This is a genomic window from Paenibacillus xylanexedens (genome assembly GCF_007676705.1).
In the GTDB taxonomy this organism is placed as follows: Bacteria; Bacillota; Bacilli; order Paenibacillales; family Paenibacillaceae; genus Paenibacillus; species Paenibacillus xylanexedens_C.
This window is the reverse complement of record NZ_VEBF01000001.1, coordinates 1,587,232-1,614,211: the sequence shown is the minus strand read 5'-3', so window position 1 is coordinate 1,614,211 and position 26,980 is coordinate 1,587,232. Positions and strand designations below refer to the sequence as shown.

The 26,980-nt window shown below is 47.8% G+C and carries 30 protein-coding genes, 1 tRNA gene and 1 riboswitch; of the genes, 23 read left to right on the top strand and 8 right to left on the bottom strand.

Going from position 1 to position 26,980, the window contains the following annotated elements; genetic code table 11:
- Positions 1 to 17: 17 nt before the first annotated feature.
- The 3 genes from ureC to FS628_RS07365 are packed head-to-tail and all read right to left on the bottom strand — an operon-like array spanning position 18 to position 2,442.
- Positions 18 to 1,736, bottom strand: a complete 1,719-nt coding sequence (ureC, locus tag FS628_RS07375) for an urease subunit alpha (RefSeq protein ID WP_145320427.1) — start codon at positions 1,734 to 1,736, stop codon at positions 18 to 20.
- Complete coding sequence (locus FS628_RS07370) at positions 1,733 to 2,122, bottom strand: urease subunit beta (protein WP_145320426.1); 390 nt, start codon at positions 2,120 to 2,122, stop codon at positions 1,733 to 1,735. Before FS628_RS07370 ends, ureC begins: the two co-directional genes overlap by 4 nt.
- Before the next feature lie 17 nt (positions 2,123 to 2,139).
- Positions 2,140 to 2,442, bottom strand: a complete 303-nt coding sequence (locus FS628_RS07365) for an urease subunit gamma (protein WP_062833121.1) — start codon at positions 2,440 to 2,442, stop codon at positions 2,140 to 2,142.
- A 261-nt stretch (positions 2,443 to 2,703) separates the two neighbouring features.
- On the opposite strand from FS628_RS07365, the gene urtA reads away from it, so the two are divergent.
- The 5 genes from urtA to urtE all read left to right on the top strand — a co-directional run bounded on the left by urtA (position 2,704) and on the right by urtE (position 7,602).
- A complete protein-coding gene (gene urtA, locus FS628_RS07360) occupies positions 2,704 to 3,954 on the top strand; it encodes an urea ABC transporter substrate-binding protein (protein ID WP_145320424.1) in 1,251 nt (416 codons plus the stop codon).
- 184 nt (positions 3,955 to 4,138) lie between these two features.
- Positions 4,139 to 5,044: an urea ABC transporter permease subunit UrtB gene (urtB, locus tag FS628_RS07355; RefSeq protein ID WP_036610830.1), complete on the top strand. Its 906-nt coding sequence runs from the start codon at positions 4,139 to 4,141 to the stop codon at positions 5,042 to 5,044.
- A gap of 21 nt (positions 5,045 to 5,065) precedes the next feature.
- The gene (gene urtC, locus FS628_RS07350) at positions 5,066 to 6,157 is read left to right on the top strand and encodes an urea ABC transporter permease subunit UrtC (RefSeq protein WP_145320422.1); all 1,092 of its coding nucleotides are present in this window, start codon (positions 5,066 to 5,068) and stop codon (positions 6,155 to 6,157) included.
- Complete coding sequence (gene urtD, locus FS628_RS07345; protein WP_145320420.1) at positions 6,120 to 6,929, top strand: urea ABC transporter ATP-binding protein UrtD; 810 nt, start codon at positions 6,120 to 6,122, stop codon at positions 6,927 to 6,929. Before urtC ends, urtD begins: the two co-directional genes overlap by 38 nt.
- Positions 6,907 to 7,602 (top strand): urea ABC transporter ATP-binding subunit UrtE, encoded by a 696-nt coding sequence (urtE, locus tag FS628_RS07340; protein ID WP_145320418.1) that lies wholly within the window; start codon positions 6,907 to 6,909, stop codon positions 7,600 to 7,602. The genes urtD and urtE overlap by 23 nt, the downstream gene beginning before the upstream one ends.
- Positions 7,603 to 7,633: 31 nt before the next feature.
- Here the strand turns inward: urtE and FS628_RS07335 are convergent, their stop codons facing one another.
- The 3 genes from FS628_RS07335 to FS628_RS07325 all read right to left on the bottom strand — a co-directional run bounded on the left by FS628_RS07335 (position 7,634) and on the right by FS628_RS07325 (position 9,467).
- Positions 7,634 to 8,269 carry a hypothetical protein gene (locus tag FS628_RS07335; protein ID WP_145320416.1) on the bottom strand — a complete coding sequence of 212 codons (636 nt, stop codon included), beginning with the start codon at positions 8,267 to 8,269 and terminating at the stop codon, positions 7,634 to 7,636.
- A gap of 27 nt (positions 8,270 to 8,296) precedes the next feature.
- On the bottom strand, positions 8,297 to 8,500 hold the full coding sequence (locus FS628_RS07330) for an XRE family transcriptional regulator (RefSeq protein WP_145320414.1): 204 nt from the start codon (positions 8,498 to 8,500) through the stop codon (positions 8,297 to 8,299).
- A gap of 265 nt (positions 8,501 to 8,765) precedes the next feature.
- Positions 8,766 to 9,467, bottom strand: coding sequence for an urease accessory protein UreF (locus FS628_RS07325; RefSeq protein ID WP_186327732.1), 702 nt, complete (start codon positions 9,465 to 9,467; stop codon positions 8,766 to 8,768).
- A gap of 436 nt (positions 9,468 to 9,903) precedes the next feature.
- Between FS628_RS07325 and FS628_RS07320 the strand changes: the two genes are divergently transcribed.
- A tRNA-Leu gene (locus FS628_RS07320) sits at positions 9,904 to 9,986 on the top strand.
- 135 nt (positions 9,987 to 10,121) lie between these two features.
- Here the strand turns inward: FS628_RS07320 and FS628_RS07315 are convergent.
- Positions 10,122 to 10,601, bottom strand: a complete 480-nt coding sequence (locus FS628_RS07315; RefSeq protein ID WP_145320411.1) for a glutathione peroxidase — start codon at positions 10,599 to 10,601, stop codon at positions 10,122 to 10,124.
- Positions 10,602 to 10,971: 370 nt separating this feature from the next.
- A riboswitch (cyclic di-AMP (ydaO/yuaA leader) is annotated at positions 10,972 to 11,146 on the top strand.
- Between the two features lie 118 nt (positions 11,147 to 11,264).
- Between FS628_RS07315 and FS628_RS07310 the strand changes: the two genes are divergently transcribed.
- A complete protein-coding gene (locus tag FS628_RS07310; protein ID WP_017690008.1) occupies positions 11,265 to 11,660 on the top strand; it encodes a hypothetical protein in 396 nt (131 codons plus the stop codon).
- A 350-nt stretch (positions 11,661 to 12,010) separates the two neighbouring features.
- On the top strand, positions 12,011 to 12,694 hold the full coding sequence (locus tag FS628_RS07305; protein WP_186327731.1) for an HAD family hydrolase: 684 nt from the start codon (positions 12,011 to 12,013) through the stop codon (positions 12,692 to 12,694).
- A 130-nt stretch (positions 12,695 to 12,824) separates the two neighbouring features.
- Here FS628_RS07305 and FS628_RS07300 read toward each other — a convergent pair whose 3' ends face one another.
- Positions 12,825 to 14,120, bottom strand: coding sequence for an Nramp family divalent metal transporter (locus FS628_RS07300; RefSeq protein WP_145149016.1), 1,296 nt, complete (start codon positions 14,118 to 14,120; stop codon positions 12,825 to 12,827).
- A 399-nt stretch (positions 14,121 to 14,519) separates the two neighbouring features.
- On the opposite strand from FS628_RS07300, the gene FS628_RS07295 reads away from it, so the two are divergent.
- The 15 genes from FS628_RS07295 (at position 14,520) to FS628_RS07225 (ending at position 26,862) form a co-directional block, all read left to right on the top strand.
- Positions 14,520 to 14,939 carry an organic hydroperoxide resistance protein gene (locus FS628_RS07295; protein WP_145320408.1) on the top strand — a complete coding sequence of 140 codons (420 nt, stop codon included), beginning with the start codon at positions 14,520 to 14,522 and terminating at the stop codon, positions 14,937 to 14,939.
- A 210-nt stretch (positions 14,940 to 15,149) separates the two neighbouring features.
- On the top strand, positions 15,150 to 15,395 hold the full coding sequence (locus tag FS628_RS07290) for a zinc ribbon domain-containing protein (RefSeq protein ID WP_145320406.1): 246 nt from the start codon (positions 15,150 to 15,152) through the stop codon (positions 15,393 to 15,395).
- Positions 15,396 to 15,494: 99 nt separating this feature from the next.
- Positions 15,495 to 15,773 (top strand): hypothetical protein, encoded by a 279-nt coding sequence (locus FS628_RS07285; protein WP_145320405.1) that lies wholly within the window; start codon positions 15,495 to 15,497, stop codon positions 15,771 to 15,773.
- A 140-nt stretch (positions 15,774 to 15,913) separates the two neighbouring features.
- The gene (locus FS628_RS07280; protein WP_145320403.1) at positions 15,914 to 16,336 is read left to right on the top strand and encodes a thiol-disulfide oxidoreductase DCC family protein; all 423 of its coding nucleotides are present in this window, start codon (positions 15,914 to 15,916) and stop codon (positions 16,334 to 16,336) included.
- A 61-nt stretch (positions 16,337 to 16,397) separates the two neighbouring features.
- Positions 16,398 to 17,261 carry a DUF6612 family protein gene (locus FS628_RS07275; protein WP_145320401.1) on the top strand — a complete coding sequence of 288 codons (864 nt, stop codon included), beginning with the start codon at positions 16,398 to 16,400 and terminating at the stop codon, positions 17,259 to 17,261.
- Between the two features lie 212 nt (positions 17,262 to 17,473).
- Complete coding sequence (locus tag FS628_RS07270) at positions 17,474 to 17,857, top strand: VOC family protein (protein WP_145320399.1); 384 nt, start codon at positions 17,474 to 17,476, stop codon at positions 17,855 to 17,857.
- A 162-nt stretch (positions 17,858 to 18,019) separates the two neighbouring features.
- Positions 18,020 to 19,240, top strand: a complete 1,221-nt coding sequence (locus FS628_RS07265; RefSeq protein WP_145320398.1) for a nucleotide-binding protein — start codon at positions 18,020 to 18,022, stop codon at positions 19,238 to 19,240.
- Positions 19,237 to 20,541 (top strand): CpaF family protein, encoded by a 1,305-nt coding sequence (locus FS628_RS07260; RefSeq protein ID WP_145320396.1) that lies wholly within the window; start codon positions 19,237 to 19,239, stop codon positions 20,539 to 20,541. The genes FS628_RS07265 and FS628_RS07260 overlap by 4 nt, the downstream gene beginning before the upstream one ends.
- Positions 20,542 to 20,560: 19 nt before the next feature.
- A complete protein-coding gene (locus tag FS628_RS07255; RefSeq protein ID WP_145320394.1) occupies positions 20,561 to 21,325 on the top strand; it encodes a type II secretion system F family protein in 765 nt (254 codons plus the stop codon).
- A gap of 12 nt (positions 21,326 to 21,337) precedes the next feature.
- Positions 21,338 to 22,207 (top strand): type II secretion system F family protein, encoded by an 870-nt coding sequence (locus FS628_RS07250; protein WP_440131250.1) that lies wholly within the window; start codon positions 21,338 to 21,340, stop codon positions 22,205 to 22,207.
- A gap of 11 nt (positions 22,208 to 22,218) precedes the next feature.
- On the top strand, positions 22,219 to 22,410 hold the full coding sequence (locus FS628_RS07245; protein ID WP_145320390.1) for a Flp1 family type IVb pilin: 192 nt from the start codon (positions 22,219 to 22,221) through the stop codon (positions 22,408 to 22,410).
- Positions 22,391 to 23,068 (top strand): TadE/TadG family type IV pilus assembly protein, encoded by a 678-nt coding sequence (locus FS628_RS07240; protein ID WP_145320388.1) that lies wholly within the window; start codon positions 22,391 to 22,393, stop codon positions 23,066 to 23,068. The genes FS628_RS07245 and FS628_RS07240 overlap by 20 nt, the downstream gene beginning before the upstream one ends.
- The gene (locus tag FS628_RS07235) at positions 23,049 to 25,274 is read left to right on the top strand and encodes a hypothetical protein (RefSeq protein ID WP_260870949.1); all 2,226 of its coding nucleotides are present in this window, start codon (positions 23,049 to 23,051) and stop codon (positions 25,272 to 25,274) included. Before FS628_RS07240 ends, FS628_RS07235 begins: the two co-directional genes overlap by 20 nt.
- A gap of 29 nt (positions 25,275 to 25,303) precedes the next feature.
- Positions 25,304 to 26,335, top strand: coding sequence for a pilus assembly protein (locus tag FS628_RS07230; RefSeq protein ID WP_145321451.1), 1,032 nt, complete (start codon positions 25,304 to 25,306; stop codon positions 26,333 to 26,335).
- Between the two features lie 11 nt (positions 26,336 to 26,346).
- Entirely contained in the window at positions 26,347 to 26,862 is a 516-nt protein-coding gene (locus FS628_RS07225) for an A24 family peptidase (protein WP_440131249.1), read from the top strand.
- Positions 26,863 to 26,980: the final 118 nt, after the last annotated feature.

Here is a 26,980-nt window from a genome sequence, read left to right as displayed (position 1 = left end):
GCTAATCCATATTCATATCAAAACATAAAGTACCGCTGTGCCATAGGCAACTCGTCTGCGGGTTCACAGGTGAGAAGCTCGCCGTCGGCACGCACCTCATAGGTTTCGGGATCGACTTCAATGACAGGGGTTACGTCGTTATGAATCATGTCTTTTTTGCTGACCGAGCGGCAGCCTTTGACGGGTTCAACCCGTTTTTTCAGGCCCAATGTCTCTTTGATTCCTGCATCTGCTGCGGCTTGGGAGACAAAGGTGATCGATCCGCTGGCAATGGCGCTGCCATAGGCTCCGAACATCGGTCTGCCAAATACGGGCTGAGGTGTCGGGATGGAAGCATTGGGATCGCCCATCTGGGCGAACGTGATCATGCCACCTTTGATGACGATCTCGGGTTTAACTCCGAAGTAGGCTGGTTTCCATACCACTAGATCGGCCAGCTTACCGACTTCCACCGAACCGACGAGATGGCCGATTCCGTGTGCGATAGCTGGATTAATCGTGTATTTGGCGATATATCTCTTGATCCGATCGTTATCGGACGGAGAATCCGGGTTGAGATCGAGTTTGCCGCGCTGTTTTTTCATCTTGTCGGCTGTCTGCCAAGTGCGGATAATGACTTCGCCCACTCGGCCCATGGCCTGTGAATCGGAACTGATAATGCTGAACACGCCAAGATCATGCAAAATATCTTCGGCTGCGATTGTTTCGGGACGAATCCGCGAATCGGCAAAAGCCACATCTTCCGGGATGGATGGGTCCAGATGGTGACACACCATCAACATATCGAGATGTTCTTCTACAGTGTTGCGTGTGTACGGTCGTGTTGGGTTGGTTGACGAGGGGATGACGTAGGACTCCCCAGCGGCCCGGATAATATCCGGTGCGTGTCCGCCACCAGCGCCTTCCGTGTGGTACGTGTGGATCGTCCGGCCGTTGATTGCTGCCAGTGTATTTTCGAGAAATCCGGTTTCGTTCAGTGTATCGGTATGGATAGCGACTTGAACATCATGTTCTCCGGCGGCAGTCAGGCAGGCATCGATAGCGCTCGGGGTAGTACCCCAATCCTCATGCAGCTTCAGGCCGATTACACCAGCTTCAATCTGTTCGATTAAAGGTGGAGTACTGGAACTGTTGCCTTTACCGAGGTAACCGATGTTCATGGGAAAAGCCTCTGCGGACTCCAGCATCCGGTGGATGTGCCAGGCTCCCGGGGTGCAGGTGGTGGCTTTGGTACCTGTTGCCGGTCCTGTTCCGCCGCCGATCATGGTCGTTACCCCAGAGGATAACGCGGTCTGAATCTGCTGTGGGCAGATGAAATGAATATGGGTATCAATGCCGCCGGCAGTAACAATCATGCCTTCCCCAGCAATGATCTCGGTGGAAGCACCGATAACCAGTGCGGGATGCACACCATCCATTGTATCCGGGTTGCCGGATTTGCCGATGGCGCAGATGTGACCATCCCGAATGCCGATATCCGCTTTTACAATACCCCAATGATCGATAATGATGGCGTTGGTGATAACAGTATCAGGAGTGCCGTCACTTCGCAGAGCAGAGGTGGACTGGCCCATCCCGTCGCGGATAACCTTGCCACCCCCGAACTTGCTCTCATCTCCATATACGGCATAATCATGTTCAATCTCTGCCCATAGTTCGGTATCCGCAAGTCTTACGGCATCACCGGTTGTGGGTCCGAACATCGACGCGTATTGTTCGCGGCTCATTCGTTTCATGAAGGCTCACCTCCATCTTGTATGGGAGGGGAGAACGTCTTCAGGAATGCCTCCAGTTTCTGTGGGTCAGGAGCTTGATCCGCAGGGCCTTCGGTTAATCCGTTAAACCCGTGAATCTGGCGTTTGCCACCAAAGGTCGTGAGATCGACAGGTTTCTCTTCACCGGGTTCGAAGCGGACTGCGGTGCCTGCTGGAATGTGCAGGCGATGTCCGAAAGCTGAAGTACGATCGAAGTCCAGTGCTGCATTAACTTCATAGAAGTGAACGTGAGAGCCGACCTGGACGGGGCGGTCGCCGCGGTTAAGGACAATCAGGCGTAGGGTTGAACGATCCGGATGACAGATGATGTCGTCATCTGGCTTCAAGCGGTATTCACCAGGAATCATGGCTTCTCCTGCCTTTCTCAGCGTATAGGTTCATGTACGGTGACCAGTTTCGTACCGTCAGGAAATGTGGCTTCTACCTGTACTTCAGGAATCATATCGGCAACACCATCCATACAGTCTTCGCGTGTCAGGATGGTGCCTCCGTATCTCATTAATTCTGCGACACTCATTCCATCCCTAGCCCGCTCCATAAGTTCGGAGGTCAACAAGGCGATGGCTTCGGGGACATTCAACTTAAGTCCGCGTGCTCTTCGTTCGCGGGCGAGGTTAGCGGCCACGGTAATCAGGAGTTTTTCCTTTTCCTGCTCAGTCCAGTGCAAGGCAATCCGACCTTTCGCTTATAGTGTCTGATATGTTCATGGATCATGTTATATGTTAAATATACTCACACAGGGTGAATCCTTTGTCAATAAGCTTCAAAGCTTATTAGCACTATGCATGAAACGAGTAGGCATGAAATAAAATTATGTAAGCTATATTGACATGAAGAGTGTAACGCTCCATAATTTGGATCAACGAACATTTCGGATGTAAATGACCTTAATGTTCGTCAATAGACTAAAAAAAGGGAGTGTAGGCTATTGAAGAAGAGGTCGGTCAAGTTATGGGGTATTTTGCTCGGTGCGGTCATTGTGATGACAGGATGTGTGGATGGCGCTGCGCCGCCTGAAGCTTCGGGTTCAGGTGGTACAGGAGAGCCGGCTGCCTCCGGGGATACGATTAAAGTTGGCATTCTTCACTCCCTCAGCGGAACAATGGCGATCAGTGAGGTATCCGTTAAGGATGCCGAGATGTTAGCTATTGAAGAGATCAACGCCGCGGGTGGAGTTCTGGGTAAACAGATTGAGCCTGTGGTTGAGGATGGCGCTTCAGATTGGCCTACTTTTGCAGAGAAGGCTGGGAAGTTGCTGCAACAGGATAAGGTCGCTGCTGTATTTGGCGGATGGACCTCTGCAAGTCGGAAGGCTATGCTCCCGGTGTTCGAACAGAACAAGGGTCTATTGTTTTACCCGGTGCAATATGAAGGATTGGAATCATCGCCAAACATTTTTTATACAGGAGCAACAACGAATCAGCAGATCGTTCCATCCGTAACCTGGTTACTGGAGAACAGGGGCAAGACGTTTTATCTGCTTGGATCAGACTATGTATTCCCGAAAACGGCTAACCAGGTCATTAAAGCGCAACTCGCGGCAGAGGGCGGCGAAGTGGTGGGTGAGGAATATACACCGCTGGGACATACCGATTACAGTACCATCATTAGCAAAATCAAGGCTGCAAAGCCGGATATTGTATACAATACGCTGAACGGAGACAGTAATGTAGCCTTCTTCAAACAATTGAAGGATGCTGGAATCTCCTCCGATCAGATGACAACCCTGTCGGTTAGTGTGGCGGAGGAAGAAATCCGTGGTATCGGCGCAGACGTTTTGAAGGGGCATCTGGCTTCGTGGAATTATTATCAGACAACGGATACGCCTGAGAATGCAACATTTGTTGCCAAGTATAAAGAAAAATATGGTGCTGATCGAGTGACAGCAGATCCGATTGAAGCGGGATATGTGGCGGTTTATCTCTGGAAGGCGGCGGTGGAAAAAGCGGGATCAACCGACGTGGAGAAGGTGAAGGCGGCTGCCAAGGGTCTGGAGTTTGATGCCCCAGAAGGTAAGGTAACTGTCGATGGAGAGAATCAGCATATCTACAAAACCGTACGGATCGGTGAGGTGCAGGAGGATGGCCAGTTCAAGGAATTGTGGAATTCGGGTGCGCCTGTCAAGCCGGACCCTTACCTGAAAACGTATGAATGGGGAGCTTCCCTTAGCGCCAAATAACATAGAAACCTCGCAAATAAACACAGGCAACTCGCTTCAAAGCAGCTAAATCATAGACGAGGGTGTGATAACACACCCTCTCACCGCATCACGGTAAAGCGTTACTGCGACGTGAAGTGTGGAGCTGGTGCGAATTGAGGTCAATTGAAATATCGAGAGTCACGGTATGGAGGAGGGGATAGCGATGGATATGTTTATCCTGCAGATGTTCAATGGTCTGAGTATCAGTTCGATTCTGCTGTTGATAGCATTGGGGCTTGCAGTAACGTTTGGGCTGATGAATGTCATCAATATGGCTCACGGTGAACTGATCATGATCGGTGCATATGCAACGTATGTAACACAAAATCTGTTCATGTCCTATGCTCCGGCTGCGTGGTTTGGTGCCTACTTTGTTGTGGCTCTGCCAATTGCGTTCATTGTAGCTGCTCTGATTGGTTGGTTGCTTGAAGTGGTTCTGATCAGGCATCTGTATGGCAGGCCGCTTGATAGTCTGCTTGCGACATGGGGCGTAGGAATGATGTTGCAGCAACTGGCCCGTACGATATTCGGAGCACCGAATGTGGGGGTATCCAGTCCAGCTTGGCTCAATGGGGGATTGGCGATCTCGGATGGCATTGTATTTCCGTACAAGCGAATTTTCATTATCGCATTGGTTGCGGTTGTACTGCTGTGCATGTATCTCTATATCTATCGAACATCTTCCGGAAGACGAATGAGGGCTGTGATGCAGAATCGGAGCATGGCGGGGTGTCTTGGGATTTCGACCCGGCGGGTGGATGGTATGACCTTTGCCATTGGTTCCGGAATCGCCGGAATCGCTGGTTGTGCGTTAACGCTCATTGGACCGATTGGTCCTTCGCTTGGGACGTATTATATTGTGGATGCGTTCATGGTCGTTGTTCTGGGTGGCGTGGGGAAATTGGTCGGAACCGTGTGTGGTGCACTGGGGATCGGCATGTTCAATACGCTGTTCGAAACCTATACCTCTGCCTCCATTGGCAAGGTGCTCGTGTTCGTATGTATCGTTGCTTTCCTGCAATGGAAACCACGCGGCTTGGTCGCGATGCGCACACGGAGTCTCGATTAACGTGAAAAAGGGGGTTAGTTCATGTCCGCTTTACTCAAGACTGGCAGTTTGAAAATGAGGATCATCTGGGCAGTTGTACTGATTATGATGTGTCTTGCTCCACTAATCTCCACGGAGTTTCGTTTGAGTCTGTTAGCCAAGTTTTTGGCACTGGCAATCCTGGCCATCGGCCTCGATCTGATCTGGGGTTATGGGGGTGTGCTGAGTCTTGGACATGGGGTGTTCTTCGGTCTGGGTGGGTACGCGATGGCGATGTATCTGAAGCTCCAGGCCAGTGGAGCGACGCTTCCTGATTTCATGGGATGGAGTGGTCTCAGCGGTCTGCCCTGGTTCTGGGAACCCTTTCGCTCTTTCCCGATGGCGCTGCTCTTGGGGATAGCCCTTCCGGCATTGCTTGCCTTTGCCCTGGGGTGGTTTACGTTCCGTAACCGGATCACCGGTGTATATTTTACTATTCTAACACAAGCCTTGGTTCTCATTACGGTGACATTGTTTGTTGGCAAACAGGAGTGGACGGGCGGAACGAATGGCATTACCGGGTATAATTCGATCTTTGGTTTTACACTTCATTCCGCAGGAACGACGATTGCTCTCTACTATATAACGCTTGCTGTTCTGGTGATCGCTTATGTGCTGTGCCGTCGAATGGTGAATAGTCGGTTCGGTCAGGTGCTCGAAGCTGCGCGGGATGGGGAGAATCGGGTGCGATTCCTCGGATATGATCCGGCGGGATATAAAACGCTGGCTTTTGCTTTTTCCGGTGCACTTGCAGGCATCGCGGGCATGCTGTTTGTTCTTCAGGTCGGTATTATCTCGCCATCGATGATGGGGATTGTGCCTTCCATTGAGATGGTCCTGTGGGTTGCATTGGGTGGTCGCGGTACGCTTATTGGAGCGGTCATCGGAGCGGTGGTACTGAATGCAGCTAAAACGGGCATAAGTGAGGCTTACCCCGAGGGGTGGTTGTTCGTCATCGGTGGGCTCTTTGTAACAGTAGTCTTGTTCATGCCAAACGGTATTGTAGGTGTATATCGTCATGTCGTTCGCTTGCTGAAGCGGAGAGGAGAGAGTGCGCATGTCCAAGTCACTCGGGAAAAACCTAAAGTCTACTGAGGAGTCAGCGGTGTTGGTAGCCGAGGACATTACGGTGGCCTTTGGTGGGTTCGTTGCTGTCAAAGGCATGAATCTGAAGCTTCATGAACATGACCTGCATTTCCTGATCGGACCCAATGGTGCAGGGAAAACGACGATGCTGGATGTGATCTGCGGCAAAACAAAACCCGTGTCCGGATCGGTGAAGACGGCGGATGGTACGGAATTAACACGACTGAAGGAGCACCAGATTGTCCGCAAAGGTGTGGGACGCAAATTTCAGGCGCCATCGATCTTTGCGGGTCTGACGGTACAGGAGAATCTGACGCTGGCGGCCGAGACTCGCCGTTCTCCTCTGCAGGCCATCGGTATTCGGAGATTTGGGAAGATGAGCGCAGCCATGGAGGTTGTTATCCTCCAGGTTGGTTTGCAAGATCGCATTAACACCCGTGCAGGAGCCTTGTCGCATGGTGAGAAGCAATGGCTGGAGATTGGCATGTTGCTTCTGCAAGAGCCGCGTGTGTTGTTACTGGACGAACCAGCCGCGGGCATGACGGATGAAGAAACACACAAGACGGGGCGACTTCTGCAAGAGATTGCAGGTGAGCGCTCGGTTGTGGTGGTGGAGCATGATATGGAATTTGTGCGAGAGTTTGCCGCGAAGGTAACGGTGATGCATGAAGGGAAGCTGCTGAAGGAAGGTACGATGGCTGAAGTACAGGCAGATCCGAAGGTAGCGGAAGTGTATCTGGGCAAAAGGAGGGGTGACCATGCTGTCGCTGCAACGAATTGAATCCGGCTACGGGGAAAGTAATGTGCTTCGTGGTGTGAGCCTGGACGTACAGCCTGGGCAGGTGGTGTGTCTGATGGGTCGTAATGGTGTGGGTAAAACGACGTTGATGAAGACATTAATGGGACTACTGAAAACGCGCAAGGGCAATATTCAGTGGAAAAATCAGGAGTTATCCACCTTGGACTCAGCCAAGCGGGCGAGGGCGGGGGTTGGTTATGTACCGCAAGGGCGGGAGATTTTCCCGCAGCTTACGGTGAAAGAAAACTTGTTACTTGGCCTTGAGACAAGTGCCCCAGGTGTAAAGACGTTCCCGGAGGATGTGCTTGCGATGTTCCCGGTGCTTGCGACGATGTATGGACGGCAGGGCGGGGATCTGAGTGGTGGGCAGCAGCAGCAGTTGGCGTTCGCCCGGGCGCTGGCTTCGCGTCCGGGGTTGTTGCTGCTTGATGAGCCAACAGAAGGTATCCAGCCTTCCATTGTGGAGGACATTCGGCAAGTCATTTTGCAGCTCAAGGCGAAGGGGGATCTCTCTGTTCTGCTGGTGGAGCAGAGTATTGATTTTGTACGCAATGCCGCAGATTACATCTATATCATGGATAAAGGTGCCATTACCCTGCACGGGACACCGCAAGAACTGGATATGTCCCAGTTTGAACATCATCTGTCCGTTTAGTTGGAGCTGCAGTTTCGGGTGGAGAGTGGGTTCAGGAGCGCTTGTCCAGGATGTTCGAGTATTTCGGATATAATCGTCGAATGCATTCCGGGCAGATATCATGGGTGAATTCGGCGTGGGTATGCTTCTCCAGATAACTTTCGACGGAGTTCCAATGTTCTTCTTCATCCTTGATCTGTTTGCAGACGGCGCAGATAGGCAGCAGTCCACGTAATGTACGCACTTCAGACAGAGCCTTCTTTAATTGGCGTTCTGTCTTTTTCTGTTCGGTAATATCCACGTGTGCGATCAAAGCCAGATGAGTATCCGGAATGGGCTCAGTATGAACTAGAGGGGTGAGTTCCGTACGGAACCACCTTTCTTCGTTATATATCGTATACACGCAGATGTCATATGTATGATTTCGATTAAAGGGTGTTCCGCTTTCTTTCAAATTCTGTGCGACAAGTGCCGTAGCGGCATTCCTGCCTCGTAACGCCCAAGCTTCCAACAGATGCAGGTAATGTCTATGATTATTGTTCGCATCCGAGCTTGGTGGAAATTGACCCAGTCCCTGTTGCCAAGCGCGGTTGCAGCTGTGGATAACCCAGTGGTGGTCAACGATGATGAGTTGGTGACGTATGGATTGGAACGTAAGGCTTTCCAGGTCGGATGTAACATGTCTCATGAATGAGGTCCTCCTTTGACGGAAATCTTATCTCAGTTCATCTGGAATATCCAAAATATCAGCGACCAGATGCCTGAAGCGGGTTGCTTTGCGTGTGCCGTGAATGAGATTGGACAAACGATAGGGCGGGATACCGTACTGTTCACAAAAGGTCTTCTGGTCCACTTGAAGCTCGGTTAGCCGTCGTTTGATGGCCCATCCGAACGGAGTCACTGGTTTTTTCTTGTTCAAAAGGGTTCACCCCTGGTTAGATTGTAGTATTCAGTCGCCATCTCTTCATGTAGAATATATAGAAATGCGAGCTGTATATTTTATTATATACGTAAATGCGTCATCTAACAATTAAAAAAGACGGAAAAAAGTGTATTTTGTGATGTTAAATGGCGTAAATACGTTAAATAAACAAATAAAATGACAAAAAACACGTCGGCAAGGAGGTTGCCGCGTGTTTTTTGTTTGTCCTAATGAAGGCAAGTGGAGCTGAGGAGAAAGAGGATTAGGCCCTGTAGGCATGAAGTCCAGCTCCAAGCATATGGAAACTGGGGAAAAACGATTTCATGGACATCGAGGTTGGCTGTGCCAGTCCATCCGCAGCCGAGGCGCTGACGGTGTTCCATTCATTCTCCAGATCTGCGGCCAGGCGGACCATCAGATCTTTGGTTATATCGTTGTTCAGGGGAATAACTTTGGAGGCTTCGGTTATGCAGGCATTCATGGCTGAATGCAGATAACCAAGGACCGCCTCCTCGACCGGGATATCGAGGTGGTGGTTAATCCAGGCATGAACAGTGGAGAGGCAGCCAACCGAATCATATTTGGCGAAGATCTGTTCGAGCTGGCTGAAATCAATCCAGGGGTGCAGAGCACGTGCGAGTCTGATCAATCGTTTGCCCATAACAGCAGCTTGTTCTCTGAGATCTCCAGGAGTTCGCTGAACATGGACGAGCTTGTCGATCAGAGCTATCCGCCATGTATCCTTGTGATCTGCTGCGGTATAGATGCCTTTGATGGCCATGCCTTCAAGACGAACGATGCTGGGATGCAACTGACAACGCATGAATGATTCGAGATCTTCAGCATTACGAATGGTACCCTCCTTGATATGGATATCCATGCCGAAGGAATGGGTGAACCCTCCGACCTGAATAGAGGAATCAAGCAGTTTGACATAATCGAGCAGCTTATTCCCACGGTTCACAATCATTCGCCTCCTGTGTTCGTTGAATGTCACTTAAAGTAACATTTATATTCCTTTTTGTTTGCTTTTTGTTTGAAAATCCGAATTATATGATAGTTATCATCCCATAAATGTCCGCTTTTTGTCAATAGAATCCTTGGAATTTATTGTTTTAAATTGATTAATCATATGTAGTGTTATATAATATATCATTAAACGTAAGGTGTTAGTGGAGTGTAGGGGAGGACTATATATTACTATATATAAATGATTACACAGATCGGCTCTATCCGGAAAAGAGGGGATCAAAACTAATGATATGCAGTTCATGACTGAACATGACGAGAATATGCGATTTTTGAGGAAAATGCCTGGCTGATAAAGAAGTATTAAAAAGTGCTTTACTTTTAGATCTAAAGCCGGTATAATCAATTCTGTTGCCGATTATTTACGACATGCGGTCGTGGTGGAATGGCAGACACGCTATCTTGAGGGGGTAGTGGGCGTATGCCCGTGGAGGTTCGAGTCCTCTCGACCGCATCATATGAACGATTAAGAAGAAGCTTTCCTTTATTGGAAAGCTTCTTCTTTTTGTATTTTCGGCCAGTAGAACCTCAGGTCAGAAAAAGGCCATCCATTACCGGGGCGATCGTCCGGTTGCGGGTGGCCTGTGTGTTATTTTTGAAGCAAGTTCTTGATATCTTCTTCAATCTTGTCGGGTGTTGTTTTGGGAGCGTAACGTTTCAGTACCTGTCCGTTCTGATCCACAAGGAATTTGGTGAAATTCCATTTGATTGCTTTGGAGCCGAGCAGGCCAGGAGCTTCTTTGCTTAGATGCTGGAAGAGAGGATGAGCGCTTGAGCCGTTCACATCAATTTTCTCGAACATTGGGAAGCTCACGCCATAGTTCATCTGACAGAACTCTGCAATGTCGTCGGAAGATCCTTTTTCCTGTGCAAACTGGTTGCTTGGAAAACCCAGAACTGCAAAAGGGGCATCCTGAAACTTGTCTTGCAGTTCTTGCAGACCTTTGAATTGAGGAGTAAGGCCACATGAGCTTGCCGTATTCACAATCAGTAGCACTTTGTCACGGTAGTCGGACATTTCAACTTCTTGACCGCGAAGGGTATTCACTTTGTAATCGTAGACTGTCATCTAAATCGCCTCCATGATCTAATCTTATACCTCTTATTATATTGGTTGCAATTAAATATTGCAAAACTAATATGGTGTTAAAAGAATCAAAACAGGCAAGTTGTGCAGAATACGTGAATGAATATCGATGTGATTTTCGTCAGAGTGAGAATTAGATAGCCTTGAAGAGATGGATAGAGTATAACCTTATTGTAAGCGTTATTATGGATGGGTATTGGCAAAAATCTGCCGATTCGGTGATCTGGGCGGACTTTACACCGTCATGTCGCGGGTGTATGATTCATAACGTAATTTCAATTTAAACTAAATTGTACTTGAAAAACGAAACAAACGATAATATCGCTCGATCTTACTTTAAGATATACGAACGATGTTTTAATCGCTGAGTTTCCATTCATTGATGAGTGGGAAACGGGGGAACCAACGGAATGCGCTGTCCAGGACAGTGGTATTCATGGGGTGAATTTTCCGGTGACAGCCGGAAATAGGGCGACTCTCGCGCCCGAATCCGTCAGCTAACCTCGTAAGCGTTAAAGGGAGAGGCAACAAGCCGTACGCTGGTTCATGGTGTTTTCGCCATGGGTTATTTAAGAAGCGTTCGGGAGGCCTTGGTCCCCCACGCTTCTTTTTTGTTGTCTTTTCACGCCAAGGGAGGAACGAATGATGGATACTGAGATGATCTTAGTGACTGCTCCGAATGAAGCAGGACGCAAATTTATCAAATTGCTGATGTACAAAAAAATGCCGTTTGCCGTTCTAACCAACAGTGCAGGGGAAGAGCGTAGACTCCGTAGAATCGGGGTAGAGCATGTCATTCGAATGAACACGGCTGCAGCTCAAAAATGGTTTTTGCCGCAGGGTAGCGTAGGAAACGTGTTTATTTTCGAGAACAGCCTGAATCTGACCTGTCGATATTTGCAGATCTGCCGTTCGTGGACATCGAAGTCCCTATGCGTCATTACGGAGCAGAGTCATCCAAAGGGCATTTATCGAGGAATGGGTGCAGACCGGATTGTGTATTCACTTAATGGAGAAGTCGGCTTTCTCCTGAATGGTTAGTGCGCTAGCTTGTTAGCTTGTGATTGCTCCGGTGTAAGGGGCCTGTTATAATTGAATATATCAATAAACGGAAATTTGAGGAGACTCATGCTTGATGGTGGGTCTTCTTTTTTATGGTTTTAAAGGTAGTTCAAAAAGTCCGCATTTGATTACGAAGGATGCCTAGCGGCATCATCAGCATCGAATATGAAATTCAGCCGAAATGTCCGTTGCTCACGTAGTTTTCCCTACGCTCCGCTACTCCATTTCTAGCTTCATTCCATCTTCTCGGTACTGAAAACCAGACTTTTTGAACACGAACTTTTAAATTAGGATCAGGAATCGCCTGTGGCTGACAAGGAGGAATTGGCGTGCCGGATGTAGGTGGAATAAAGTGGTTGTTTTTTGATGTTGGAGATACGCTGGTGGATGAATGGGAGCCGGTTGATGATATTATCGGACAGTTCGTCCGCGAAGCCTGTGCTTTGGGATATCCGGTGAAGATTGAGGCGGTACGCGAACTGTTCGCGAACTGTTACCGAAAATATGAGCAATGGCCTATGAGAGTGGCTATTCGCACATTCATTGGAGACGAGAAGCACCAGAAACAGATTCAGGACAAGCTGAAGTTTCAAAAAGATCTTGAACATCCTTTTCCTTCAGCGGACTCGGTTCTTCAGCACTTGTCGAAGCATTATCGCATTGGCATTATTGCCAATCAGAGTCCTGGAACGGAAGAGAGACTGGAGAGCTACGGGTTGCGAAAGTATGTTGATGTTCTGGCCTGTTCGGCTGAAGAAGGGGTGTCCAAGCCAGACCCTGAGTTATACGCTGTGGCCTTGAAGCAGGCCGGTTGTGAACCAAAGGAAGCCGTCATGATCGGCGATCGGATCGATAATGACATTATTCCTGCTCGGAAGCTGGGCATGCGTACGATACGGATTATGCAGGGCTACGGGAGATTCCAGCCGGAACTATCGGATGACGAACGTGCAGATTGGACCGTTGATTCATTGGATCAGCTCCTGTCGTTATTGGCGCCAAACCAGAATTAGATGATTGCGTACGAGAGTTTCTACTATAAATGAAGACACGTTGCTGCAGAGCAACAATAAAGGCTGATCAACTTGGGTATCGCATACCGGAGTCGATCAGCCTTTTTATTATTTAGTCAATTAGAATGAATTAGAACAAGCGGATCGTCTGAATGATCAGATATACATTTAGCACAACGATAACAGCGGCAATGACCCATGAGATGATTTTGAGCCATAATTTGTTGGCGAACGCACCCATGCTTTTTTTATCACTCGTGAACATCACCAAGGGGATTACAGCAAAAGGTAATTGAAGAGACAGCACGACCTGGCTCAAAATGAGCAGTTCTTCTGTGCCATGTTCTCCAGCGATGGCTGTAACAATTACAGCAGGGATGATGGCGATCAGACGTGTGACCAGTCTACGCAGCCATGCTGGAATTCGAATATTCAGGAATCCTTCCATGACAATCTGCCCAGCGAGTGTACCTGTAAGAGTAGAGTTCTGACCTGACGCCAACAGCGCCACACCGAACAGGATACTTGCAACAGTAGTACCTAATAGAGGCGTCAGCAGATGATAGGCATCAGCGATCTCCGCAACCTGCGTCATGCCGGCACTGTGGAATACAGCGGCAGATACAATCAGAATGGCCGCATTGATAAACAGAGCCAGTGTCAGCGCGATTGTAGAATCCATGGTCGAGTACCGAATGGCTTCTTTTTTACCCTGTGGTGTCTGTTCGATCTGACGGGTCTGTACAATGGAAGAATGCAGATATAGATTATGCGGCATCACGGTTGCTCCGATAATACCGATGGCGATATAGAGCATAGCCGGGTTTTGCAAAATTTCTACATTGGGTACAAAACCATGGAGAACGCCGCCCATATCCGGTTTTGCCAGGAACAGGTCAATCCCGAAGCAGAGGGCGATGGTCGCCATCAGCACAATGACGAGAGTTTCCAAAGCTCGGAAGCCTTTGTTCTGCAGTACAAGGATCAATAGTACATCGACTGCGGTGATAATAACGCCGTATAACATAGGGATGTTAAATAACAGCTTTAACGCGATGGCAGAGCCAATGACTTCTGCCAGATCCGTGGCTGCAATGGCAAGCTCACACAGAATCCATAACATCATGACGACAGGCATGCTGAAGCGTTCGCGACAGGCTTGAGCCAGATCCCGTCCGGTGACGATGCCGAGCTTGCCAGCCAATGATTGAAGTACAACGGCCATCAGGTTCGAGAGCAGGATGACGGATAACAAGGTATACCCAAACTGTGAACCGCCTGCAATATCTGTTGCCCAGTTGCCGGGGTCCATGTAACCTACGGCAACGAGGTATCCTGGTCCTACAAAAGCGAGGAATTTCTTCCACCATGCAGCATTCTGCGGGACTTTCATCGAGCTATGTGCTTCTCCAAGAGAAGGGGCCATGCCCGCAGTAGACAATGATTCTCTTGAAGGCGCGTTGAACGGATTTTTTTTACTCATACGATAATCACCTGACTTTGAATGATTGATTTTGAGATATTGATGCGGGACAAACCGCTCATGATATATCTAAATTTTTATGTTTATTGTTACATTGTACTCCTTCAATTATTTTTGTCTAGTGCAACTTTTATGTATAAGGACAAAATCTGGACTGAAGCTTAAAAACGCCCCTTCGTATATTACCCAACCTCAGGAAAAATACAGCGATGGAAGCTGATATGCATGAAAATGATAAAGATGTAAAAGCTGATAAAGATATAAAATGCGTTTCAAAATGAGCCAGAAGTTTAAATTGAAATGAAGGCAGTTAAAACTATATGGATAAGGGAGAGATTCTTAATGGAAGCTTTATATACAGCAGTAGCGACAGTTAAAGGTGGACGTACAGGTTCGGTAACTTCTTCGGATGGCGTGCTCAAGCATGATCTGAAAATGCCAAAAGAGCTTGGTGGTTCCGGTGGTGAAGGTACCAACCCTGAGCAACTCTTTGCCGCTGGATATGGAGCATGTTATGAAAGTGCCCTTGCCAATGTAGCACGCAAAGCAGGTGTGAAATTGGAGGATGTGGTCGTTACAAGTAACGTATCCATTGGTAAAGACCCTGCGGATGACGGTTTCCAGCTGTCTGTTCGTCTGGACGTGAGCATGCCTGGTGTGGATCACAGTCAAGCAGAGGATCTGGCTCGCAAGGCACATGAATTCTGCCCGTATTCCAAAGCAACACGCGGTAACATTGATGTTGTATTAAACGTAGTCTAAGACCTGACTCCCGGTAGTAACGGGGAAGATATAGAACAGGGTATCCTGGATACCTGATGTTCAAGTACAAAGCCCTGCTGGCAACCGGCAGGGCTTTGTATTGGTTATAATATATGAATATGATGCAGGAGATTACACGCAAGATCGCGTACTATTTTACATAATTGCACTCCCACTTGATGCTACACATTCCATAAAGGGGGAACGAAGATGAGTATTGAAGAGATGATCGAGCGGCGATTTGTATGTACGAAATGCAGGGGGACGGATTGTAACATTAAGGAAGTTTCCATGTCAGGAGCGGGCCTGAGCAAGGTGTTCGATATTCAGCATAATCACTACCTGTTCGTGGGTTGTACCTCCTGCGGGTATGTTGAAGTTTTCGATCCGGATGTCTTGAAAGGGAAAAAACAGGGGCAGGTGGGCACGATTCTGGATATTCTGTTTGGCGGGTAGACATGCGCGAGTTGACATTGACCTGAATTTTCTTTAATATAACTTAGTACTGAGTAGTGTCATTGCATGAACCAAATTTGAATTAAACAGGTGATATCCATGTCTTATAGACCGCGTATTGCAGATTTAGAATTAGCTTATGGTAACAAGGAAGACGGATTGTATGAATTCAAAATGAATTTGGTAGACGGTACTAAATGCCGTGTATTCTACTCCCGTTCTCCGGAATGGAAGATGACCAATATCAGCCGTCTGCAGAAAACGCCTTGTCCAGTATGTCGCAAAGATTTCATTTGCAAATGTATGGACCAATGGGCAACTGACCTGCATCAACAGATGATCGATGACCAATGGATGGAAAAGGCAGTTACGGAGTAATTGTCGGACAGATACGAGCGTGGGCACAATGCCTGCGCTCTTTTTCTTTTTATCTCCCATAAAATAAAATTTAGGATTAGTGAACAAGATGGCTCAAAGTGGGTAAGTTACTCTAACCGCAACAATAGGAGGCAGCCAATATGACAGCAAATCAAACGGATGTGCATCAGGAACATCCCATCGTACTGGTGGATGGCGTCTGCCACTTCTGTCAGGGATTAACCAAGTGGATTATCAAGCGTGACCCGGAAGGGAAATATCATTTTGCTTCGCTCCAATCCGATATAGCCAAGGAATTGTTGGAGAAAGGCAATCTGTCGACAGACAGTATGGACACCTTTGTGCTGATCGAAAATGGAAAATACTATACACGTTCGACTGCCGCGCTGCGATTGGCCAAAGGTCTGAAGTTCCCTTATCCGTTGTTATATGTGTTCATTATCGTTCCGAAATTTATTCGTAATGCAGTCTACAACTGGGTTGCGCGTAACCGATATCGCTGGTTTGGTAAGGACGAAGCGTGCATGTTGCCTACCCCAGAGATCAAAGATCGATTTTTGTGATTAATAACGGAAATAATTGGGTAATGACAATAGATCATATCTATTTTGGGAGGACAACAACTTGAAGAAGTGGACTACATTATTTATCGGGGCATTATTAGCAGTAAGCTTGGCAGCATGCGGTAACGACACAGATAATACGGCAACGCCGCCAGCAACTAACAACGAAACGACTAACGAGGGCAATACACATGCAGAGCAGGAGACAAAGATCCCTACCCTGGACGAGTTGATTACCAAAACCAATGCAGCTACGAAAGAAATGAAAAGCTTCACAACTGAAGCAAACATTGATCAGAATCTGAAACTGGATGCTGGTGAGCAGTCCCAGGATCAACAGGTTAAAACATCGCTCAAGATGGATATTATCAAAGATCCAATGATGATTTATCAAGAGATGAATATGGAAATGTCAGGACAGGAAGCTCAGAACGTGAAGCAGTATATCACTTCGGATAAAATCTACTCTCAAGTTGGGGATCAATGGGTTGCGATTCCTGAAGCTCAAACGAGTGAATTGATTGAGCAGATGAAAGCAAGCATGAATCCCGAAGGTGAATTGGAGCAATTCAAAAAGATCGAAGAAGATACTGAAGTGACTGAAGAAGGCGACAATTATGTGATTAACGCTGACGTATCCGGTGATAACGTGAAGGAACTGGCCAAAGCCGTGATGGAGCAAAACGGATCGGATGCCCAGATGCAAGCCATGCTTGATCAGATGAATATCACCAGCATGAAGATGAAATACATGATTAACAAAGAAACCTACCTCCCTGCAAGTACGGACGTAACCATGGTCATGGAGATGGAACAGAATGGACAGAAAATGACGATGGACATGAAGATGAACAGTGCATTTTCTAACCACGATCAAGTGGAAGAGATTAAGATCCCACAAGAAGCATTGGATAGCGCAAAATAATTTGGTTATGCCAAAGCTTATGTTGAAGATGATTTAATGCGGTAAGCGAGCATTGATGTATGCCGTTTGCAGGGCGCCTCTGAACTAGATCTGTGTGAGCCGAAAGGTTTACCGGATTGGAATCAGAGGTGCTTTTCTTTTTGGTGGAGATTATGGTCAGGGTTCACGGTGATATAGTATAGTCATGTATAATTAGGGAGGGGATATCAAACATGATTGAATATGCACACATCCACCACGTTAGTCTGGCTGTACGTGATCTGGAAATCGCGAAAAAGTTCTATTCGGGGTTGCTCGGAATGCAGGAGATTGAGCGTCCTGCTTTTCGCTCCACAGGCACATGGTACGCTATCGGAAGTCAGCAACTTCATCTGCTCCAACACCCGGAGGGTCACACGCTGCGCGAGGCTGGTATTGATACAACAGACGGTCACTTTGCGATCTGGGTCACCAGTTATTCAGGGACTATAGCCTGGCTGGAGCAGCAGGGAATTGAGTATGAAGCGAGACCTGAGAGTGTGGCTGGATTCGCACAGATTTTTGTACTTGATCCTGACCGTAACATTATTGAGTTCGATTCACCGTATCACTCTTAAGGAAAAAAGGGTTAGAATAAATCCCTTGCTCCACCAGAAATTGTATGCTATATTATCCATACATTCATAGCACGTGACGGAAGCACCGTCCATATACTGCATGTTCATGCGGTTATTGGACGGTGCTTTTTTGTGCTTTTTTTGCAGGGAGGGAAGGAGAAATTGATTGTACTGAAGGCAGTATTGGTTTCCAAAGACAGAGATTACATTAGTGCCTGGCTTGATTATGTACAGGGAAGTTCGTCAGGTTTCCAAGTGCGTTTTACGGCCTTCTCCCAATGGGATTCGTTCAGAGATCACATGAACGAGCAGCAGGAAGGTCGGGAGATGCCGGATCTGGTCGTTGCGGAACCGGAATTTCTGAACAACTGGCTGAGCAACGGTGGAGAAGCATCGGGTGTACCTTGGCTAATGCTGAGTGAAGGGCTGGATGAGGTGGACGAGGCGAAACGGCTGATGAAATACCAACCCTTGCCAACGTTATTGGAGGCTGTGATGAATGCTTGCCGGCAGCCGCGCCGCAAGAAAATGCATCGTCCGGGGCAGGAGACTCTCTCCATCGGTGTAGTGTCCGCTTCGGGCGGGAGTGGCAAAACGGCAGTGGCCTTGCATATGGCAAAGCAATTGGGACTTGCGGGTTATGCTGTACTCTATCTGAATCTGGAGACGCTGGACAGTACGCTCCCGTTTCTGGAAAAGGGACTTTCCAGAAGTGGGCAACGCAACCCGGATGCGGAGACGGGGTTGTCACGCCTGCTTTACGATCTGAAGGTGGGCAGGAAGGAATCGGGCAAGCAGTTACAGGTGCAATCGAAGGCTGTGGATGGATATGTGATTCGGCACGAAGCGTTGAAGTCAGATGTATTCTGGCCGTTATCGAATCGGAAGGAAATGCTGCAGATGACCCGTGAGGATACGTCGAATCTGCTTCGTTATTTGACCGAATGCGGACAATATGATGTGCTCATTCTGGATGGTGATTCCGGCTGGGATGGACGCAGCGAAGGGGTGCTGGATGCAGCAGATGCCTTTGTCTGGCTAGTTGAAGATGATGTATCTGCCATGCATCGATGGGGACAGTGGTTACAGCATGTCGAGCGTACCAAGCCAGATGTGTACGAGAACGTGTTGAATCGTTCATGCTTCGTGGTCAATAAATATCGGGACAATGTCGTTAATGCACTTCCGCGATCTGATCTGCATCTGGATGCAGTGTTGCCATATATCCCTTCATGGAAGCAGCTTAGTCAGGAAGAAGTCATGCTTAGTTCTCCGATCTTCCAGCGCGAAGTGAAAAGATTATGTGCCATGCTGGTACAAGATGGAGAAGAAGAATTGAAGCAGACAGGACGAATTCAGAAGCAGGATCGGTGGGCGTTATGACGGACTCATCCAATCGAATACTGGATCGTGAAGAACAGTTTCAGATCATGCGCAGGGAGGTCAGGGCTGGCCTCGATTTAACCTCTTCCGCAGGAGATGATGAACTATGGCAAGGGATAGAACGCAAAGTTCTCACTGATCCGAAGCTGGATGATCTGACGTCTGGAGAGCGTCATACGCTGGTACAGCGATTATTTGACTCCTTTCGCGGATTGGATATTCTGCAGCCACTCGTGGATCATCCCGATATTACGGAAATTATGATCAACAGTCACAAGGAGATTTTTGTGGAGCAAGAAGGTGAGGTCAGTCAGATCACCCTTGAATTTGAGTCCAATGAACGGCTGGAGGACATTATTCAGATGATTGTGTCCGGGATGAACCGGATTGTGAATGAGTCTTCTCCGATCGTGGATGCCCGGTTAAAGGATGGTTCACGGGTCAATATCGTATTGCCTCCCATTGCTCTGAAAGGCCCCACGATGACCATTCGTAAATTCCCGAGTGAGCCGATGAAGATGTCTGATCTGATTGAAAAGGGAGCCTTGCATGAAGAAGCTGCAGAACTGCTGCAACAGTTGGTACGGAGCAAATACAATATTTTCATTGGAGGTGGTACTGGTTCGGGAAAAACGACCTTTCTGAATGCGCTATCCCAGTTCATCCCCGCCGATGAGCGGATTATTACAATTGAGGATTCGGCTGAGTTACAGATTGTAACGGTACCGAATCTGGTGTCACTGGAGACACGGAATGCGAATACCGAGGGCAAAGGGCAAATCTCCATTCGTGATCTGATCAAGTCTTCCTTACGGATGCGTCCGAACCGGATTGTCATTGGCGAAGTAAGGGGCGCGGAAGCGTTGGATATGTTACAGGCCATGAACACAGGGCACGATGGGAGCTTGTCTACAGGGCATGCGAATACCATTTCGGATATGATCAGCAGACTCGAAACGATGGTGCTCAGCGGTGCGGATCTTCCCATTGCGGTTGTACGACAACAGATTAGTTCCGCAATCGATATATTTGTACATTTATCCCGGTTAAGGGACCGCTCACGGCGGGTGACAGAAATCAGTGAAGTGATCGGTATGCAGAACGGTGAGGTTTTGCTGAATCCACTGTTTCGTTTCCAGGAACATGAAGAGCGGGAAGGCAGAATTATAGGCGGGTTAGAACAGGTTGGGAAGTTGAATCAGGTCGACAAAATTCAGATGGCTGGGCTCGGGCAATGGCTGAATGAATACATAGGAAAATATAATATTGAATCGGATTCATCAGATAACAACGTGAATTAAAGTTATTGGAAGGTGATTAATGTTGGGTGAAGCCAGACAGATGTTAACGGATTACACCGTATATACGCTTTCCCGAAGACAACGAATGGTCTCTATGCTGATTAGCGGTCTGCTGTTCTTTGGAGTCGGACTTCTGTTCTATCACCACTGGTTGGCTGGAGCGATTCTGGCTGCAGGCTGCATATGGGTACCAAAACACTGGACTAAGGTACTGCTGGAACGAAGAAGAATGACGCTCAGTTTACATTTTAAGCAAGCATTATATGCATTGTCATCTGCACTGGCCGCAGGAAAATCAGTGGAGAATGGATTCAAGGAATCGGTGGAGGATTTGCGGATGCTGAACCCGGAAGCGGATACCGACCTGATTCGTGAGTTCACGATATTACGGACACGGTTGGAGTATGGACAACCGATTGAAGAGGCGCTACAGGATTTTTCGGATCGGGCGCAGATTGAGGAAATAACGAATTTTGCAGACGTGTTCATTACTTGTAAACGAACTGGCGGGGATCTGGTTGAGGTCGTGCGTCGTACCTCTGCGGTCATTGGCGAGAAGCTGGACATTCAGCAGGATATTATGGTCGCAGTATCACAGAAAAAGTTCGAATCAAAGGTGATGTTTGCAGCTCCGTTTATTTTTCTGATATTTCTGAATCTGACCGCCAAGGATTTTATGGAGCCGTTATATAGCGGGATGGGATACCTCATCTCTAGTGGTGCCTTGGCAGTACTCGCCTGCTGTTATCTGTGGATTACTCGCATTATGGATATCAAAGTATAAGGAGCTGAAATGATGCTGCTTCCCGTGATAGTCGGAGGGGTGCTCGGAGCGGGATGGCTGGTGCTGGATCAAACCCGGGGGCGGACTTATCGCCATCTGCGCAAGCTGGATATGGAAGGATTGCGACTGAAGAAACTGCATGGTCCCTTCCTGTTTATCCTGGAAAAGTTTGAAATCGGACGCAGATTGCCTGTAGTCATGTTTCGGATGCAACATGCCATTCAAAAAATGTATGGCATACAGCACAGTGGGGAGAAAACAATGCTCTATTGCGCTGAAATGCTGACCTACACATGGCTCATGTTACTGGTAGGATGTCTGTTAACACTCGTTGGAGATATGGGCATCGGAGGCATGGTGGGTGGACTCGCGCTAGGAATCGCTTTACCTTTTGCACTCTATAAAGACCTCAATACGAAGGTGCAGCGAAGAGATCAGGATATCCTTATGGAGCTGCCTGAGCTGCTGAACCGGATTGTTCTGCTGGTTGGCGCAGGCGAGACCGTGCAACGTGCCATCGTTCACTGTGTGACAAGCCAGGGGGAACGGAATCATCCGCTGTACAACGAACTCAGAAAGACGGTGGGAGATTGGAATAATGGTTATTCGTTTCAACAATCATTTGAACAGTTCAGCCGCCGCTGCGGTGTGCAGGAAGTGACGATTTTTACAACAACGGTACTACTGAATTTCCGGCGTGGAGGAGGTGACTTTGTATTGGCGCTGCGGGATCTGTCACATGTGTTGTGGGAGAAACGCAAGGCTGTCAGTCGGGCGAAGGGAGAACAGGCTTCTTCCAAACTGGTGTTTCCGATGGTGCTAATCTTTTTTACGATCGTGGTCATGATCGGGGCACCTGCTTTTATGATGATGAATATGTAGGAGGAATAGGGATGATGGACGTGTTGAAAAACAAGGTAAACGCATTTTGGATGGAAGAGGACGGACTCGGCACATTGGAACTGATTCTGATTATCGGGGTTATTATCATTATTGCTTTGATTTTTAAAGACCAAATAACGGCACTAATCAAGTCTCTTCTTAGCAAAGTGGATACAAAAAGTAATGAATTTTTCCCGAGTTAACAGGCTGAAGAAGGAAGAAGGGAGCTTCACCGTTGAAGCCTCCCTGATCTTCCCTGTCGTGCTGTTTATTCTTGTGTTGTTGCTCTTTTTTACCATGTACATGTATCAAAAGACATTTCTGAATCAACATGCCTATGCGGCTTCCGAACGTGCAGCTTATAGCTGGGACAACAGCTACAAGCAGGCAATGACTGGTGAATTTGTCGCTGGAGAACATGACAATCTGTACTGGAGACTGTCGGATGATCGTATGCTGGGTGCACTGTTTGGTTGGGTGGGAGCGGATAGTCATGTTCGCGTTTCTGTACCTGCTGGTGAAGGTGGAAGTCTCTCGGAACAGAAATTAGCACAAGCGGTGCAGCATATGCCTTCGGCCATGAAAGGAACAATTGAATATCAGAATTCTCTGATTCAGAGGAAGATAACGACCAAGCTGGATCAGGTAATTTCTCTGCCTCTTCCTTCTTTTTTGTTCGATTCAGGTAACCGTGTGCAGACTCAGGGATCATCCGCAGTTGTTGAACCGGTTGAATTCATTCGAACGGTAGATCTGGTCCGTTATTACGCAGCCAAGTTTAAAGGCAAGGGCGGAACAGCGACCAATACGGCTGCAGAAGCCGGACAGGTTGTGCAGCATTTTGGCAAAAGCAAAAAGTGAACAAAGGAGGAGGGCAGATCTGTTTAGGAAAAAAGACGGTGAGTCGGGGGCTGTAACCCTTTTTTTGATATTAATATTGGCTGGAGTCTATATGTTTGTAGCTATATTTATTGATTACGCTCGTATAGCGGCATTCAAAGTGCAGACCGAACGAATGACACATGCTGCAATGAGATCCGTCATGTCGGCTTATGACACATCACTCCGGGAGTATGGTTTATTCGGGTATGGCGACAGCAGTGGGGATGCGATCATGGCTAAAGTGCTGAACGATAGTGTGAAGCCTTCATCCGTAAAAGATGGATTCCCCATTCTGGATATCCAGTGGGATACAACTTCGCTGAGCATGGAGCGTGAACTGGGCAGATACGATATATTTAATCGCCAGATTCAGGAGGATATGAAGTATCGGGCTCCGGTTGATTTTACCCTCGAAGTGATCAATCGTTTCAAACCGATGTCGGACGAGATGAAGGAAGCCGCGCACACGGTAGACTTGCTGAAAAAATTACAGAAATTATATGACAAGCGTGAAGCATTACTGGACGAGGCCATTGCCAATCAGACGGAATCTGCGGAGAAGCTGAAGAATCTTCCGAAGTTGATCATGGACCCGCCTTCACAAGCCATCTATGAAGAGATGCTGGAAGAAACACCAGAGACAGCTGCGGAAGCAGCGGCACGTTATGCAGATTATCTAAACAAGAAACGGGCAGATGAGGGACTGCCATTCAGAGAGCAACAATACATATTGGAGCTGACGCGTTATCGGACTGGTGTGAGTAATGTGGTGACAGGCATCAGCATGATCATACAGCCCGCGTTACAGGCCCATCAAACGAAGCTGGAAGAAGCGCAGTCCAAGATCGAAGAAGCACGCAAGATGAATGAGGAAATGAAACGTGTGATTGCAGAGGGGGAGAACCGTTCACAGAATGCCAGCTATGATAACGTGGGAAACTCAAATCTGCCTGGAACGAGTCCTGCATCTACAGGATCAGGGAGTGAAGCCAAAAGCACACGTTCCCTCGCTTCTGAGCTTGTGAGGACGGATAGTTTGTTTGATCAGTTGAAGGCACGTGTGGATTCACAAAATTCGGACTTCTCTAACGTCAGAAGAGACAACATGGAGTTGAATACTCAGCTTCGCAACGTTAGGGACATGAGTGGGGTTCCGATTAAACCCGCGGTCAGACAGGCAAGTCAGATCACGGAACGTTATATGGATACCTATGTGCGTAATGGTCCTGCCAACCTCATCCTCCAGAGTAAGCAACAGCTGGAGAGTGGTCGAGGTTCGGATGCCCAGCGCAAAGCAAATGACAAAGAATCCAAAGGGAAGTTGAAGGAAGTTAAACGGATCTTGTCGCAGATTGAAAAAGGAAGTTCTGGTTCCATGGACGATTTCAAACAGCTGGAGGAGTATTACAACGCTAATATTGCTTTTAACGAGGCTAGTCGTGAGGAAGCCCAAAAGGCAGAGATTGCTGCTGATCCCTATGACTCTGGTGGGGATGCCATGAAGGGAATGGACAGTTTGTTCGGCGGGATGTCCGGTTTGCTGGATAGCCTTGGCGATGAATTATTTCAGAATGAGTATGCCCTTGCCTATTTCAACTCAATGGATTTTGGTCAGTTAATTACCTGGACTGAAGGTGGAGATGCCGGTGATGTCTTCAAATTGGAGAATCAGGAACTGGAGTATATCGTATACGGGTTTCACAATCCTTCGGGTAACATTGCTGCGGCATATGCGGAGATCTTTGGGATGCGGCTGGCTATTCGGACAGCAGAAGGGTTAATTGAGCACAGTAAACTGGGGAATCCACTTCTGGTGTTATCGGCGGCCATCTTGCACGGAATTACAAACGCCATTGCCGATATGGTGAAACTTGCGAAAGAAGGCAGTGTGGAATTGTCCAAGTATATCAAAGTTAAACTGACGTACAGGGATCATCTGCGATTGTTCCTTTTAATGCATAGCAACAATGAACGCAAAATGTCGAGAATGCTGGCTCTGATCCGATTGAATACCGGCGTAAATCCAGATGAGAAACAGACGTATGCTTCAGGTAACATGCGAAGTAGCGTTAAACTGTGGTTTTTGCCAGGGGTGGTTAGAAGCATAGGTGCAGTTATGGGGAGTGCGGATCAGGTTGAAGATGGCAGATTTTTCATTGAGCGGAAGGCGGATTATTCCTATTGAATGATCGGGATCGTTTCGGTGGAGGGATTATGGATAAGCAGCAACGATATGAAAAAGAAAACGCACAATTACAGATTCGTTTAACACGAATATGCAGAATGGCACGTTTGAAGTCTTTGAAAAAGCAGATGTGTTTTCCGAAAAAGGAACAGGGCAGCATGGTTCTGGAAGCCTCACTGGTTTTGCCTGTCTTTCTGTTCTTTATCATGTTTCTCATTTTCATTGTGCAGATGACTCTAATCTCCACAGCGCTACAGAGTACGGCGGGGGAAGCGGTAAAGCAGTTATCAACGAAAATATATCCGGTATCCCTCGTGTTCACACCTTCTGATTCTGCAGGCGGTGAGGGCTCGGCAGGGGGCTGGAAGATACCAGAGTTGTCTCTGACAGAATGGGCAGAAGGATATGCTTCTTCACTGCCTGAGCCATTAAGTGATTGGGTACGATCAGCAGCGGCTAGTGGTGAACAGCCCTTACAGGAAATCAAGACATCCGTACTGGAAACGGTGCTTGATCCCACAGTAAAACCGCTGCTTGAACCATTTATCGAGCCAACTCTGCTAGATATTGAACGTGTTCATGTGAATGGCATTTCCATACCTGATCTCAAGAACAAAACGAATCCATATTTCCGACTTGAACTGAGTTATGAATTACCTATAAAGGTACCCTTCCTTAGCAAACCGCTACGGATTCAGGCTGCTGCGGCAGAACGGGTATGGATTGGAGATACAGGAGAAGGAGCTGATGGTAGCGGAGGAGACGGGCATACTGCGGGCTCTGCAACGGTACTGTCGAAGCCTGACCCGGCTTACATAGGCAACAATTCAACGATCAAGGTGAAGGTAGAACCAGGAGCGACAGCCAACTTAACGATATTTTACAAGTCAGGTGAAAGCTCTGCAAAGCACATCGGCTGGGCCACCGCAGATGAGAATGGAATTATTGAATGGAATTGGTTTGTTGGTACTCGGACAACAGAAGGTTCATGGAGTTTTGTGGTCGAGACTGCGGATGGTGCCAAAACGGAGACTTCGTTCAACGTGGCCTCCAGAAAATAAGAAAGGAGATGATGGAGGTGGAGTGGTTTTTCATTGTCTGTGGCATATACGTTATTGCCGCTTTTATTACAGATATTCGTTCCATGAAAATTCCCAATCGATTGACTTTACCTGTGACTGTAGCTGGCGTACTAGCTCATATCATATGGGGAGGATGGAATGGCTTCTTGTTCTCAGCCGCCGGATTTGCCGCTGGTTTTGGTATCTTGTTCCTGATGTATGCGATTGGAGCGGTAGGAGCAGGAGATGTGAAATTGTTTGGTGGTATTGGTGTATGGACGGGACTCGCTTTTGGCATTCATGTGATTATTTATTCGGTTTTGTATGCGGGAGCCGTTGGTTTAGTGATTCTTCTGTTCCGTAAGAACTCAGCGAAACGGATTCGAGGCATGGCAGGCAATCTTGCAGGGTTCTTCATGCTTGGTTCGCTCAAGCTGGTGAACAAGGAGAAGACATTGAAGTTTCCATTTATGCTGGCGGTGTTACCTGCGTATATCACGGTCCTTATCCCCGCACTTTTCCCTTGATATCAGGGGTCTGGAAAACGTTAGGATAACAGTGATCGAAGATGGCACTGCGATTGGAGTGGAAAAGTGTAGTGTATTGTAACTCAACTCATATCAACTAAACTTTTTACACGAGAAC

What these genes read in the sequence shown, in the direction of transcription:
- ureC (WP_145320427.1), bottom strand. Translation starts at nt 1,736, where the DNA reads ATGAAACGAATGAGCCGCGAACAATACGCGTCGATGTTCGGACCCACA.
- FS628_RS07370 (WP_145320426.1), bottom strand. Translation starts at nt 2,122, where the DNA reads ATGATTCCTGGTGAATACCGCTTGAAGCCAGATGACGACATCATCTGT.
- urtB (WP_036610830.1), top strand. Translation starts at nt 4,139, where the DNA reads ATGGATATGTTTATCCTGCAGATGTTCAATGGTCTGAGTATCAGTTCG.
- urtC (WP_145320422.1), top strand. Translation starts at nt 5,066, where the DNA reads ATGTCCGCTTTACTCAAGACTGGCAGTTTGAAAATGAGGATCATCTGG.
- urtD (WP_145320420.1), top strand. Translation starts at nt 6,120, where the DNA reads ATGTCCAAGTCACTCGGGAAAAACCTAAAGTCTACTGAGGAGTCAGCG.
- urtE (WP_145320418.1), top strand. Translation starts at nt 6,907, where the DNA reads ATGCTGTCGCTGCAACGAATTGAATCCGGCTACGGGGAAAGTAATGTG.
- FS628_RS07335 (WP_145320416.1), bottom strand. Translation starts at nt 8,269, where the DNA reads ATGAGACATGTTACATCCGACCTGGAAAGCCTTACGTTCCAATCCATA.
- FS628_RS07315 (WP_145320411.1), bottom strand. Translation starts at nt 10,601, where the DNA reads ATGACAGTCTACGATTACAAAGTGAATACCCTTCGCGGTCAAGAAGTT.
- FS628_RS07310 (WP_017690008.1), top strand. Translation starts at nt 11,265, where the DNA reads ATGGATACTGAGATGATCTTAGTGACTGCTCCGAATGAAGCAGGACGC.
- FS628_RS07300 (WP_145149016.1), bottom strand. Translation starts at nt 14,120, where the DNA reads ATGGCCCCTTCTCTTGGAGAAGCACATAGCTCGATGAAAGTCCCGCAG.
- FS628_RS07295 (WP_145320408.1), top strand. Translation starts at nt 14,520, where the DNA reads ATGGAAGCTTTATATACAGCAGTAGCGACAGTTAAAGGTGGACGTACA.
- FS628_RS07290 (WP_145320406.1), top strand. Translation starts at nt 15,150, where the DNA reads ATGAGTATTGAAGAGATGATCGAGCGGCGATTTGTATGTACGAAATGC.
- FS628_RS07285 (WP_145320405.1), top strand. Translation starts at nt 15,495, where the DNA reads ATGTCTTATAGACCGCGTATTGCAGATTTAGAATTAGCTTATGGTAAC.
- FS628_RS07280 (WP_145320403.1), top strand. Translation starts at nt 15,914, where the DNA reads ATGACAGCAAATCAAACGGATGTGCATCAGGAACATCCCATCGTACTG.
- FS628_RS07270 (WP_145320399.1), top strand. Translation starts at nt 17,474, where the DNA reads ATGATTGAATATGCACACATCCACCACGTTAGTCTGGCTGTACGTGAT.
- FS628_RS07260 (WP_145320396.1), top strand. Translation starts at nt 19,237, where the DNA reads ATGACGGACTCATCCAATCGAATACTGGATCGTGAAGAACAGTTTCAG.
- FS628_RS07255 (WP_145320394.1), top strand. Translation starts at nt 20,561, where the DNA reads ATGTTGGGTGAAGCCAGACAGATGTTAACGGATTACACCGTATATACG.
- FS628_RS07250 (WP_440131250.1), top strand. Translation starts at nt 21,338, where the DNA reads ATGCTGCTTCCCGTGATAGTCGGAGGGGTGCTCGGAGCGGGATGGCTG.
- FS628_RS07245 (WP_145320390.1), top strand. Translation starts at nt 22,219, where the DNA reads ATGATGGACGTGTTGAAAAACAAGGTAAACGCATTTTGGATGGAAGAG.
- FS628_RS07240 (WP_145320388.1), top strand. Translation starts at nt 22,391, where the DNA reads ATGAATTTTTCCCGAGTTAACAGGCTGAAGAAGGAAGAAGGGAGCTTC.
- FS628_RS07230 (WP_145321451.1), top strand. Translation starts at nt 25,304, where the DNA reads ATGGATAAGCAGCAACGATATGAAAAAGAAAACGCACAATTACAGATT.
- FS628_RS07225 (WP_440131249.1), top strand. Translation starts at nt 26,347, where the DNA reads ATGGAGGTGGAGTGGTTTTTCATTGTCTGTGGCATATACGTTATTGCC.